A 13,662-nucleotide genomic window follows, 5' to 3' on the forward strand; every position below is an offset into this window, starting at 1 on the left:
GCTTCGTTATGAAGTAAATCAACTAATTCGTCAACGGTTTCAACCAATTTGATGTCACCTTTTGGAGCTGGTTTTTCAAATTGAGCCGTTTGTGTTTCAGCATTTGCATCTACAGCATCTTTTACTGTTAATGGTTTTTTACGAGCCTGCATAATACCACGCATATTAGGAATACGAAGATCACTCTCTTCTACAATCCCTTTTTGCCCACCTACAACTAATGGCAATTTTGCTTTTACCGTTTCTTTACCGCCATCAATCTCGCGAATGGCAGTTGCTGTGTCTCCTTCAATTTCAAGACCGATACAGGTGTTCACAAAATTAGCACCCGTTAATTGTGCAATCATTCCAGGCACCATTCCGCCATTATAATCAATAGATTCACGGCCTCCAAGTACAAGATCGTACTCACCTTCTTTAACTACATTGGCCAATTGCTTAGCAACTGAAAAGCCATCGGTAGCTTCAGTGTCAATTCGAATAGCTTCATCTGCACCTATAGCAAGAGCTTTTCTAAGCGTAGGTTCTGTTTCTGGACCGCCTACATTTATAACATGTACACTAGCGCCTTGCTTTTCTTTAAACCACATAGCACGAGTAAGACCAAATTCATCATTAGGATTGATTACAAATTGTACCCCGTTTGTATCAAATTTGGTGTCGTTATCGGTAAAATTAATTTTCGAAGTAGTGTCCGGTACGTGACTTATACACACTAAAATTTTCATATAACTAGTATCTTTTTGAGTATTATTTTTTTTAAGGTAATTCACTGCTATATTTGCTTAGAATTACGTAGGCACGAAGATAAGTATATATTTCCAAAATATGCTATGCACGCATAATAAATTTCCGTTAAATGTTAATAAAAAATGCGTTCACACATTAAGAATATACTATTTTTGTCGTCTTGACAAATTTTTCAGAATAGAAAAGAAGCACTACAGATGAAAACACTACAATTCCGTGAAGCGATACAGGAAGCCATGAGCGAAGAAATGCGTCGCGACGATACTATATATTTAATGGGTGAAGAAGTGGCCGAATACAACGGCGCTTATAAGGCCAGTAAAGGAATGCTCGACGAGTTTGGAGCAAAACGAATTATCGATACTCCAATTTCTGAACTTGGTTTCTCTGGAGTTGGTGTCGGTTCTGCCATGAACGGTAACCGTCCTATTATTGAGTTTATGACCTTCAACTTTTCATTAGTTGGTATTGATCAAATTATCAATAATGCGGCTAAAATGCGCCAAATGAGTGGCGGACAATTTAATATTCCTATTGTTTTTAGGGGGCCAACGGCTTCTGCGGGACAATTAGCAGCAACACACTCACAAGCTTTTGAAAGCTGGTACGCCAACTGTCCAGGATTAAAAGTAGTAGTACCTAGCAACCCTAAAGATGCAAAGGGACTATTAAAAAGTGCTATACGCGATGACGATCCAGTAATTTTTATGGAAAGTGAGCAGATGTATGGTGATAAAGGAGAAGTGCCAGAAGGAGAATATTTAATTCCTTTAGGTGTTGCTGAGGTAAAGCGTAAAGGAGCCGATGTAACAATTGTTTCTTTCGGAAAAATTATTAAAGCCGCTTATAAAGCAGCAGAAGACCTTGCTGAAGAAGGTATAGAATGTGAGATTATCGATCTTCGTACTGTGCGCCCTATGGACCATGAAACGATTTTAGAGTCTGTTAAAAAAACAAACCGTTTGGTAGTATTGGAAGAAGCTTGGCCTTTTGGCAATATTGCAACCGAAATTACGTACCAAGTACAAAGTCAGGCTTTTGATTATTTAGATGCGCCAATAGTTAAAATAAATACGGGTGATACGCCAGCACCATATTCACCAGAGCTTTTAAAAGAGTGGTTGCCTAGTCCAGACGATGTGGTGAAAGCAGTTAAAAAAGTGATGTATAAATAAAAATATAGAGTGGGCATCGTGTAAGATGTACACTAATTTATAAAACCTTCTTTACTTTTATGTAATGTAAGGTTTTTTTATCTACTAAACGTAGCACATGTAAACCTACTATGAAGCAGCTCCTTTCTCTAAGTTTTTTATTAATCACTTCCATTGTGGTGGCTCAAACCAAAGTAAGTGGGCTTGTTAAGGATGTTTCTGGAGAACCATTGCCTTTCGTAAATGTTATTTTTAAAGACTCAAACGAAGGGACTATTTCTAACGAAGAAGGTAGGTTTTATATAGAAAGCGATTCAAATTATGATGCAGTAGTGTTTTCATTTATAGGTTTTAAAACCAAAGAAGTCGCTTTAGAGACCAAAAACAACTACAAAATGGAGGTGGCTCTAGAAGAAGAAGCTTCCGCTTTAGATGAAGTTGTTCTTATAAGTGGTAAACAACCCAAAGAAAATAATCCGGCGATTGATATTCTTCGGAAAATTTGGGAGAACCGTCGCGAAAACGGAGTTAAAAAGTTTAAGCAATACAGCTACGATAAATATGAAAAGCTGGAATTTGATTTAAATACTATTGACAGCACACTCATAAAAAGCCGAATTTTTAAGGGAATGGAATTTATTTGGGATCAGATTGATACTTCAAACGTTACTGGAAATTCTTATTTGCCAATTTTTATCAACGAGGCGTATTCTAAAGTATATGGTGATAATCTGCTGAACGAAGAAAAAGAAGTCTTGAAGGGTAATAAAAACTCCGGATTTGAGAACAACCAAACCCTAATAGCTTTTGTAAAAGATTTGTACAAAGAATATAATGTATATGATAATTACCTGAAATTTTTCGATAAAGCCTTTACCAGTCCACTTTCTAGAACTGGGATCGATGTCTATAATTATAAGTTGCTGGATAGTGCTTTTCGTGATAACAAATGGTGTTATAATATTGTGTATTACCCCCGCAGAAAAAATGAACTTACTTTTAAAGGTGATTTTTGGGTAAACGATAGTACGTGGGCCATTAAAGAAATTAACCTACAGGCTTCAAAAAGCGCTAATATTAATTGGGTTCGTGAAATTTATATTGAACAAGAGTTTGAAGTATTAAACGATAGTATTTTCTTGATTACCCGGGATCATTTTTTAAGTGATTTTAGTCTTCGGAAAAAAGAAGAAGCACAAGGTGTGTACGGAAGAAGAACAACTTTGTATGATAACTATGAATTTGATATAAAAAAGGATAAGAGCTTTTACGGCGAACAGACCGATCCTTATAATGAAGAAATCTACAACCGTCCCGATAGCTTTTGGGATGAAAATCGAATGGAGACCTTAAATAAGGATGAAAAGGGCGTTTATAAAATGCTCGACACTTTAAAAACGGTTCCTCGTTTTAAAGCACTTTATAATATTGGTTCTACTTTGGCAAGTGGGTATTATCAAGTGGATAATTATGATATTGGTCCCGTGTTTTCCATTTTTGGTTTTAATGAAGCCGAAGGACTCCGAATTCGTTTGGGTGGAAGAACGTATTTTAGTCAGAACGATCCTTGGCGAATTGAAACCTTTGGAGCCTATGGTTTTAAAGATGAGCGATTCAAGTTTGGAGTTTCTGGAAAACTGTTGTTAGACAGGAAATCACGATTAACTGTTTTTAGCGGGTACCGGAAAGATGTGGAACAAACAGGAGCAACTTTAACTACTAGTAATGATGTATTAGGGCGTAGTTTAGCATCTTCGTCATTAATTTCAGTAGGTTCTAACGATCGGTTAACACGAATAAAATTAGCAACAGCTGGTCTTTCAGTGGAACCTGCTAAGAATTTTATGGTTAGAGTAACAGGATCGCATCGAAAATTACGGTCTGCTACCGAAACATTTAGTCTCGATTATTTTGCTGAAGACGGAAGCGTTAAAAGCACCATCTCTCAACCTGAAATTGAATTAGGACTCTTTTATACTCCTAAAAGAAAAACTTCGGGTTACGGTGTAGAACGAACCATTATTAACGACGGTGAATATCCAAGTTTTTATTTAGGGTATACTTATGGCCTGAAAAATATACTAGATGGCGATTTTGAGTATAAAAAATTACAAGCTTTATATACACAACCGTGGATTATTGGAGGTATTGGTCGTCTGACTTCTACCATTGAGGCAGGAAAAATATTTGATCCCGTTCCGCTAGGCTTGTTGAGTCCTGTACCAGGAAATCAAACCTATTTCAGTTTGTATAATGCGTTTACAAATTTAGATTATTACGAATTCGTAACCGATACGTATACATCACTGCATTTACAACATAATTTTGGAGGCCGAATTTTTGGTCGTATCCCTGGACTGCGCGAATTAGATCTTCGGGAAATTATTGGATTTAGAGCAGTGTATGGTGAAATATCTGACGATAACAGAGCGCTTAATGCTTCAAATATTGTGTATCGCGCACCAGAAGATATTTATTGGGAGTGGAGTGTAGGTGTTGGAAATATTTTCAGAATATTTAGAATCGACTTTAACTTCCGTGGAAATTACTTAGGGAATCCTGACGCTCGCTCGTTTGGAGTTACCGGTATTTTTGGTTTTTCTTTTTAAAGGATGAGTTGAGAGGGTGCTCTATTGTCATTTCGATTGTAAGAAGAAATCATACCCTGCTTGTCACAATTTGCTATTCAATTTCAAATTAACAATCATATTGAACTTTTTTGTGATATTTCAGAAATAAAAAACTGCCACCTTAAAAGATGACAGTTTTATAATTTTTTTGAATTATTTCAGCTTTTAAAAATTAGCCCGTAGCGAAAGAATAAAATTCCTTCCCGCACCTGAAATACCAGAACTATACGGACGGTACCTTCGGTCTGTAATATTTTCAAGACCGCCAGTAACTGTGAACATATCGCTTAGACGGTAGCTTGCTTTATAATTTAGCGTATACCAACCTGCAGCATATGGATTTCCGTTTTCGTCAATGGCATATATTTCTGTCTTGCTTTTTTCTCCTTCCGGAAGGTCTTCAAAATCACGTTTGCCACTGTAATTCATATATACTTGCATATTCAGATTTTGAGCCCCATACGTTAATCTAGAAACACCAAACCACGGTGCGGCATGACGGGAACGACTAGTAGTACCATCATCCAGCTCCTCTTCACCATATTGATAATTAAAGTCTGATGAAAAACCAAAACCATTTGGGAGTTTTACTTCCACACCGGCTTGCACACCATATACGTTTGCTTCAGCAGCATTTTGAATAGCTTGTACTTGACTTAACTCTCCATCATAAACAATACTGTCTTGTCCGTTCAATTTAAAATCACGACGAACTAATGCATTCTTTAAATGTGTGTAATAACCCGTCACATCTACTTTTACGACATCACTAAACACTTTTGCTATCCCTAAATCTATATTATAAGCATATTCAGCCTCTAAATCTGGGTTAGGAATGACCACTGAACCAGGTTCTGAATCAAACACTTTACCTACATCATCTACATTTGGCGCTCTAAAAGCTGTAGATGCGTTAGAGCTAATAACCCAATCATCCGCTGGTTTGTAAACAACTCCTAGACTTCCGGTTAAATTTCCATTTTCTAATGAAGCTGTTTCAAAAGGAAACGGATAGAAATTAGTATCAAATTCCGCATCTAATTTTATAAAGTTGTACCGAAGTCCACCTTGTAGAAGTACTTGATTGTTTATAGTAAATTGATCTGAAACATAAGCCGCATACGATGACCAAGTTGCTTCCGGGTATCTACTTGGTCCTGCTTGGCTAACACCTGTTTCAATATTTAGGTCAGTTCCGGTAGAGTTTACTTCGTTAGTAACAAGTTCTAATCCATAGTATAATTCATGTTGGCTTCCAATAGCTTTTGTAAAATCTATATTGGCAGAATAAGCATCCACTTTCTCAACACGAGTTTCACGGTTTGCATCATTAAAGTTTCGACTTATACGGCTTTCTTCAAAATTTTGAACAGCTAAACGCACCGATAATTGATCGTAAATATTGTTTTGTTTAGAATGTGAGAAGTTTAAATTATTCATCATCCATTTTTGAGGACCATACTTCCATTCACCATACCGTGGGGCTCCATCACGCATGCGTTGGTGGCGATCATACCTTCCATATTCAGATGTTTCAGAGTAATGTAATCCGTATTGAAAGTCCCAGTTTTCATTAGGCTTAAAACGTACTTTTTGCATCAAATTAATTTGTGAATATGCAGATGGGTTTTGCACACGAGGATCTTCATTGGTAACCACCACATCCATACTATCCTGACGTTTTACGTAGTTAGGGCGTAAAAATTCATCAGGCCCATTGCTACCTTGCTTTAAATCCTCATAATCGTAAGATGTGATACTGGTTGTAAAGGCCCATTTTTTCCAACCTACATTTACATCTAAATGAGCTGTTTTTTCATTATTAGCCGATGCATACCGAGTTACTGCTTTCCCAGTAATAAATGGTTTGTCATCTAATGAAAATTGAGGGGTAAGGGTCTGAAAACTCATGACACCTCCAATGGCGTCACTTCCATAAATAACCGATCCTGGACCAAAAAGTACTTCAGTATGCTCGGTTGCAAAAGGGTCGAGAGAAATTATATTCTGTAAGTTTCCGCCTCTAAATATAGCGGTATTCATACGTACACCATCAATGGTGTAAACCAATCTATTTGTCGCAAATCCTCGTATCATAGGACTTCCACCACCTTGCTGACTTTTTTGAATGAATACTTTTCCTGAAATCCCTAATAAATCAGCTGCTGTTTGCGGGTTTTGCAATGCAATTTCTTTTGAAGAAATTGAAACAACTTTAGATGGAATATCTGATGACGATTGATTCCATCGTGTAGCTGAGACAACCACTTCATCCATACTAATATTAGAGGGTTCCATTAATATGAGGAAATTTGATGATTGAAGTTCATCGTAGCTTTTTACTTGACTTTTATAGCCAAGTGTTCTTATTTCAATTTTTTCAGCATCTTTTAAAGCCGAAATATCTGCCTGTCCTTTAGAGTTTGTTGTGGCATAAGCATTCGTGCTTTTACTGATAAGGGTAACCAGTTCCAGAGCTTGTTCTGTGTCCTGGTCTTGAATGGTAATTATTTGGGCATTTGTAGTATAAACAAAGCCTAATAATACCATCAATAAAATAATTTTTTTCATTGTATGATAATTAGTTTTAAACAAAATATTTTAATACAGTTATGAATATAACTGCGTTAATCACCTAGTAAAAGGTGAAAAGTAAAAAGTTGAATATGCGTTTAACTTATCCGAGGAGGTGTTTCTGGCGGTGGAAAGGAAATTGATTTGTAATAAATAGTAGAATAAATAATTTTCTCTTTTAGAGTGTCTGTACCAGCAGTATATAGCTGCCAAACGGGTTTGGATTGAACAAATAGTGTACGGTAAAAGTTTATTAGTCTTTTACGCTTTTCATTGGTTTCTGTGTCAGTTTTTAAAACTCCTGAAAATATTTTATTTAAATCTTTATTTAACTTGGTTTCTTCATAATCCCACCAACACCAATAGGCTATGCTGTCTTTAGTGATATTAGTTTCAACAATATCATACATCTGTCCTTTGTACTCAAATTCTTTAGCGTGTTCCCATCTTACTTTTTTATCAATTTCAGTTTTTGAAAATTTCAGTAAAACAAGTTCTTCTTTGTCAATACCAGCGATAAGTTTCCACTTAACCTCCTTTTTAAGACTTTTTTTATGAAAAGTTAACCAAACATATGTGCCTGCTGAGGGTAGCAGTAAGCAAAGCAATAGAAATATGCCTATGTATTTCTTCATTTAGGTTAAGGGTATTGCTAGCAAATGTAATTAATTTAATGTTTCTTCTACCTAGTGCTAGTTTGAGTTTTGAGAATGTCTAACTTTTAATGTAAAATTAAACTTGTTTTTGCTGTATTAACTGTCTAAAAGAGTTATTTTTGCACCCCCAAAGTAAGCTGGTTTTCCAGTTAAAAAGGAAGATAAAATTAAATTAGATAAAATGACCGCAGACAAAGTACAGACTTTCGATGTATTAATCGAGATACCGAAAGGAAGCCGAAACAAGTATGAATATGATTTTGAATTGAAAAAAATACGATATGACCGTATGATCTTTTCATCTATGATGTATCCGGCAGATTATGGCTTTATGCCAGAAACATTAGCATTAGACGGTGACCCATTAGATGTGTTAGTTTTAGTAACTGAGCCAACCTTCCCAGGTTGTGTAATTGAAGTAAAGCCTATTGGTGTGTTCCATATGGCAGATGAAAAAGGTCCAGATGAAAAAGTTATTTGCGTGCCGATAAGTGACCCTATTTCAAATAATGTAAATGATTTATCTGAGTTAAACCCGCACCTTATTAAAGAAATTGAACACTTTTTTCAGGTTTATAAAGACCTAGAAGAAAAGAAAGTAGATGTAGGTGGTTGGGGCGACGTTAACGAAGCAAAAGAGATTGTTGCTAAATGTATAGACCGTTTTAGAGAAAGCGATGTTCCTTTTCAGGAAGTAAGTATTCGTTAAAACCTTCCTTTAAATAAGAAGACTATTATATAATAGAAAGCAATAACCAATTTGGTTGTTGCTTTTTTGTTTTGCTCCCTATTGAAATTAGATGAATTAAAATTGAAGTATCTTTTTATTCTGAACAAAATGGGCCTGCATTTCACGAATACCAATGTGGTATTTTAAATAAGGAGCTCCTTTATTTTTATGATTTATTTGGCTTATCTTAAACATATATTTTATGTGTTTTGCCAATGTTTTCCATGCAAAGAACAAAGAATGTTCAGGGTCGTAAATATGGGTGGGCTCGCTTTTGGCGCCATTAAGTTCTACAATTATTAGATTTTTTCCTTGCTCTAGTTCGTTAACTGTATTGTACATAATGTCTAATCTTCCATAGTAAAATCCATTAATTTGAAGACATATGTTGTTGATACTTTTGGTAAGCTGAGGTGTAATTATGTGGCTAAAATCGGTAAACTTAGCTCCTCTAGAATGACTTCCGAAGGGCATTAAGTTTAGCTTCTCACCTTGAGAAAGTATTTTATTAAAAATGACGCCGTATTCTTTTTGAAGTGTTTTTAACTGAATTTGAAACCGCGGAGTTTTGTTAAGCAGTTCTTCTACTGATGAAATTCCGTCACCAGTAACTGTTATCGTTTCTTTAGAGACAATTCCGGTAATTATTCCTTTTGTTTCATCGGGATAACGCACATAAAACACACCAATTTCATTTGGAAAGGGTATGAAATCTTGAATCAAGTAATCAAAATTTGCCTTTTGGTGATAGTCAAACAGTTCTTTTTCTGAATGTATTTTTTGTACCGCACTGCCCCGAAGTCCAATATCTGGTTTAGCTATAAGTGGGAATGCTAGTTTTTCCTTCATTAAGACACTTTTTATTTCTTCCGAAGTTGTTTTTGTATGTATTAAAACGGTTTTTGCGTAATATTTTTTTGGAATAAGATTGTATACTTCTTTTTTAGATTCCATCATTAGCCCTCCGTTTTTTATAGATGGATTTACAGCATTAAAAAAGCAAATGGATTTTGCTTTAATAGAGTAATAGCCGTAAAGTAAATAGATAGGAAAATAAACAACGTGCAAAGGCCAGTACTCCCAATGTGTTAGTTTATGCCAAAATATGTATAGTGCTCTAAGAGTCATAAATTTTCTGAATTCATATTCTTTACAGTGTTTTCAATTCTTGATGGTTGAAGTATAACAACTGTAAAAGTAGTAGTTTAAACCTGTTTTGTAAAATTCATTATATTGATATAAGTTGCATAATAGTTAAGTTAAGCTAAATTTATTGGATTATTTTTTCAGAAAAATATATTACTACGTATAAAAATTTAAATATTTCATATCCCAACCTATTTACTTACTTTTGGTTTTGAAAAATTTAAAAACCAATCTAAAATTAATTATATAATGGAACAGAATATTATCTTTATCCCTATTGTACTGGCCATTCTTGGCCTTCTTTTTATGCTAGTTAAAATGAGCTGGGTAAAAAAGCAGCCTGCTGGTAGCGATCGCATGCAATCTATTTCAAAAAGTATTAAAGAAGGCGCACTCGCTTTTCTAAGTGCAGAATATAGGCTATTGGCCATATTTGCTGTAATTGCAGGGGTGTTGCTGTTTGTTGTCTCTACTTTGGTGCCGTCCACTAGTTGGATGATTGTCCCTGCTTTTTTAATAGGAGCTGTTTTTTCTGCTTTGGCTGGAAACATAGGAATGCGAATTGCTACCGATGCGAATGCCCGTACTGCCGAAGCTGCAAAAACAAGCCTACCACAAGCGTTAAAAGTTTCTTTTAGTGGTGGTACTGTAATGGGGCTTGGCGTAGCTGGTCTTGCTGTGTTGGGTTTAAGTTTGTTCTTTATGTTCTTTACTAGCCAGTTTATTGTCGAAGGCGGCGATTTTTATGGAGATATGACTGTTGTATTGGAAGCCTTAGCAGGATTTTCCTTAGGTGCCGAAAGTATTGCACTTTTCGCTCGTGTAGGTGGTGGAATTTACACCAAAGCAGCCGATGTAGGTGCCGATTTGGTAGGAAAAGTGGAAGCTGGTATTCCAGAAGACGATCCACGTAACCCAGCAACGATTGCCGATAACGTTGGAGACAACGTTGGGGATGTTGCCGGAATGGGTGCCGATCTTTTTGGAAGTTATGTTGCTACCGTTTTAGCGGCAATGGTATTAGGTAATTACCTAATCCGCGATATGAGCATGGATGGACAGTTTACAGATGCCTTCGGAAATATGGGGCCAATATTATTACCAATATTGATCGCTGGGGTAGGAATTCTAGCCTCTATCATCGGAACCTTTTTAGTTGGAATTAAAAATAACGATGCGAAAGAAGCACAAGTTCAGAAAGCATTAGATATGGGTAACTGGACGGCTATTATTCTTACTTTGATTGCTAGCTGGTTTTTAATAGACTGGATGTTGCCAGAAACAATGACTATGGTATTTTTTGGCGAAGGGGTTAAAGAAATACCAAGTATTAATGTCTTTTGGGCCGCTTGTATTGGTTTGGCTGTAGGAGCTTTAATATCTTTTGTAACCGCATACTATACAAGTTTGGGTAAGAAGCCCGTTCTAGAAATTGTTCAAAATTCTTCAACAGGTGCCGGAACAAATATAATCGCAGGATTGGCCGTTGGTATGAAATCTACATTTTGGAGTGTATTGCTTTTTGCTGCAGCTATTTATGGTTCGTATGAATTTGCAGGTTTTTATGGTGTTGCCTTAGCGGCTTCAGCGATGATGGCCACGACAGCTATGCAATTGGCAATTGATGCCTTTGGACCCATTGCTGATAACGCCGGAGGAGTTGCCGAAATGAGCGAATTAGAACCTCACGTTAGAGAACGAACTGATATTTTAGATTCCGTAGGAAATACAACTGCAGCCGTAGGGAAAGGTTTTGCCATTGCTTCGGCAGCTTTAACTGCATTAGCACTTTTTGCAGCATATGTTACTTTTACAGGGATTGATGGAATTAATATTTTCCGTGCCGATGTATTGGCGATGTTATTTGTTGGTGGAATGATTCCAGTAGTATTTTCAGCATTGGCGATGAAATCGGTTGGTAAAGCTGCGATGAAAATGGTACAAGAAGTTCGCCGGCAGTTTAGAGAAATTCCAGGAATTATGGAAGGTACTGCTACTCCGGAATATGGAAAGTGTGTAGATATTTCAACCAAAGCTGCTTTACGTGAAATGATATTGCCAGGGCTGTTAACAATTATTACACCTATTTTTATTGGGCTGGTATTTGGAGCAGAACCTCTTGGAGGTTATATGGCTGGTGTTTGTGTGAGCGGTGTAATGTGGGCGATATTTCAGAATAATGCCGGAGGTGCTTGGGACAATGCTAAAAAATCGTTTGAAGCTGGTGTAATGATCAATGGTGAGATGACTTATAAAGGGAGTGATGCCCATAAAGCTGCCGTTACGGGTGATACCGTTGGAGATCCTTTTAAAGATACATCAGGACCTTCAATGAACATTTTAATTAAATTGACGTGTTTAGTTGGTTTAGTAATCGCTCCAATTTTAGGTGGTCACGGTACTACTAGTGAAATGGAAAGTGATACTATTTCAGAAGAAATGTATATGATAGATGAAGACGGAAACCAAACGTTGTTAACCGATAACCAAGCGGAGCAGGTGAAAGAAGTTTCAAAAGAAATTATGGTAAGCTTATCATCAAACGATACCTTAACTACTGCCGATGTTACTATTAAAACCACGAAAGATGGGAAAACAACAACCGAAAAGAAAAGCTTTTCTGGAACAGAAGAGGAAGTAAATATGCAAATAGAAGACCTTCGAGATCAATCTCAAGAATAGTGCTTCTTTGTTAAAATAAATTTAAACCCTGCTGATTCAGCAGGGTTTTTTTATGGGATTGTAGTATCTTTCAGATAATGTACTACGAAGATTTAATAACATTAGGGATTGCTTTTGGCTTAGGTATGTTAGTGGGTCTACAACGCGAAACTACCGATAATAAAATGGCGGGGGTTCGTACTTTTACCCTTATTGCTGTTTTAGGAGTTGTTTCGGGGTTTCTAACGCGGGAATATGACAATCCATTTATTATTCCTGTTATGGGCATTGCACTTACTACCTTATTAGTGGTGGCCAATATTATAAAACTAAAAAAAATAGAAGAGCCTAATATTGGTCAGACTACCGAGGTTGCTGCTTTATTAATATTTGCTATAGGCGCTTATTTGGTTATGGGGAGTCAAGTAATTGGAGTTATAATAGGAGGGGTTTTAGCTATTTTGCTCTATGTGAAAGAACATCTGCACGGACTTATTGATAAGCTTAAGGAAAAAGATTTGGCTGCAATTATGACGTTTGCGGGTATTTCTCTAGTAATCCTACCAATCTTACCCGATGAAACTTTTGGACCTTTGGATGTTTTAAACCCCAAAAACATTTGGTTAATGGTAACATTAATTGTTGGGATTAGTGTATTGGGGTATTTTATCTACAAATGGTTGGGACAGAAAGTAGGGATGATTTCAAATGGGATTCTTGGAGGGATTATAAGTAGTACTGCTACAACGGTTAGTTATGCTAAAAAAGCCAAGAATGGTGCTTCTGGAGGAAAGCTATCAGCTTTTGTTATTTTCTTGGCAGTAACGGTCTCACTTGTTCGTGTTATTATCGAAATAGGAGTGATTATTCCGGGAAAACTTCCAGAAATTATTCTTCCATTTGTGGTGCTTTTTCTTTTTATGATAGGACTTTCAATAGGGGTATTTTACATGATTAATCAAGACCGTTCGAACGAAAAAATGCCCGAGCCCAAAAATCCGGCACAGTTTAAAAGCGCACTTATTTTCGGTGTTTTATATGGAATTATACTGTTAATGGTTGCTTTTACGGAAAAAGAATTTGGTAATAGTGGGTTGTATATTGTATCCATAATTGGCGGATTGGCAAACAAAGATGCTATTACACTTTCCTTGTCACAATTAATTAAGGGCGGAGTTGAGGTTTCTATGGGGTGGCGATTAATTATGACTGCAGTGCTTTCCAATTTATTTTTTAAAATAATTATTGCAAGTATTTTAGGAAATCGTCAGCTTTTAAAATGGTTAGGTGTGGCAATAATATTATCTATTTCAGTTGGTTTATTAATAATATGGCTCTGGCCAGAAGGATGGCATTTATAA

Annotated in this window: 9 protein-coding genes; 5 read left to right on the forward strand and 4 right to left on the reverse strand. The window is 36.3% G+C overall.

What is annotated here, in order from left to right:
- Positions 1 to 728, reverse strand: a 728-nt coding sequence (locus tag AACZ92_RS12640; RefSeq protein WP_339701951.1) for an electron transfer flavoprotein subunit beta/FixA family protein, incomplete at its 3' end; no start/stop codon positions are given.
- A gap of 189 nt (positions 729 to 917) precedes the next feature.
- Between AACZ92_RS12640 and AACZ92_RS12645 the strand changes: the two genes are divergently transcribed.
- Positions 918 to 1,925: a pyruvate dehydrogenase complex E1 component subunit beta gene (locus tag AACZ92_RS12645; RefSeq protein WP_339701998.1), complete on the forward strand. Its 1,008-nt coding sequence runs from the start codon at positions 918 to 920 to the stop codon at positions 1,923 to 1,925.
- Positions 1,926 to 2,035: 110 nt separating this feature from the next.
- Positions 2,036 to 4,513 (forward strand): DUF5686 family protein, encoded by a 2,478-nt coding sequence (locus AACZ92_RS12650; RefSeq protein ID WP_339701953.1) that lies wholly within the window; start codon positions 2,036 to 2,038, stop codon positions 4,511 to 4,513.
- A gap of 186 nt (positions 4,514 to 4,699) precedes the next feature.
- Here the strand turns inward: AACZ92_RS12650 and AACZ92_RS12655 are convergent, their stop codons facing one another.
- Together AACZ92_RS12655 and AACZ92_RS12660 are read right to left on the reverse strand one after the other, a co-directional pair.
- Positions 4,700 to 7,105, reverse strand: a complete 2,406-nt coding sequence (locus tag AACZ92_RS12655) for a TonB-dependent receptor (protein WP_339701955.1) — start codon at positions 7,103 to 7,105, stop codon at positions 4,700 to 4,702.
- A gap of 101 nt (positions 7,106 to 7,206) precedes the next feature.
- Positions 7,207 to 7,743, reverse strand: a complete 537-nt coding sequence (locus AACZ92_RS12660; RefSeq protein ID WP_339701957.1) for a hypothetical protein — start codon at positions 7,741 to 7,743, stop codon at positions 7,207 to 7,209.
- Positions 7,744 to 7,945: 202 nt separating this feature from the next.
- On the opposite strand from AACZ92_RS12660, the gene AACZ92_RS12665 reads away from it, so the two are divergent.
- On the forward strand, positions 7,946 to 8,473 hold the full coding sequence (locus AACZ92_RS12665) for an inorganic diphosphatase (RefSeq protein WP_339701959.1): 528 nt from the start codon (positions 7,946 to 7,948) through the stop codon (positions 8,471 to 8,473).
- A gap of 96 nt (positions 8,474 to 8,569) precedes the next feature.
- Here AACZ92_RS12665 and AACZ92_RS12670 read toward each other — a convergent pair whose 3' ends face one another.
- Complete coding sequence (locus AACZ92_RS12670; protein ID WP_339701961.1) at positions 8,570 to 9,622, reverse strand: D-alanine--D-alanine ligase; 1,053 nt, start codon at positions 9,620 to 9,622, stop codon at positions 8,570 to 8,572.
- Between the two features lie 267 nt (positions 9,623 to 9,889).
- Between AACZ92_RS12670 and AACZ92_RS12675 the strand changes: the two genes are divergently transcribed.
- Positions 9,890 to 12,322: a sodium-translocating pyrophosphatase gene (locus AACZ92_RS12675; protein ID WP_339701963.1), complete on the forward strand. Its 2,433-nt coding sequence runs from the start codon at positions 9,890 to 9,892 to the stop codon at positions 12,320 to 12,322.
- Positions 12,323 to 12,399: 77 nt separating this feature from the next.
- Entirely contained in the window at positions 12,400 to 13,662 is a 1,263-nt protein-coding gene (locus AACZ92_RS12680) for a DUF4010 domain-containing protein (protein ID WP_339701965.1), read from the forward strand.

The sequence above is a fragment of the uncultured Marixanthomonas sp. genome, from assembly GCF_963974425.1.
Classification (GTDB): Bacteria; Bacteroidota; Bacteroidia; order Flavobacteriales; family Flavobacteriaceae; genus Marixanthomonas.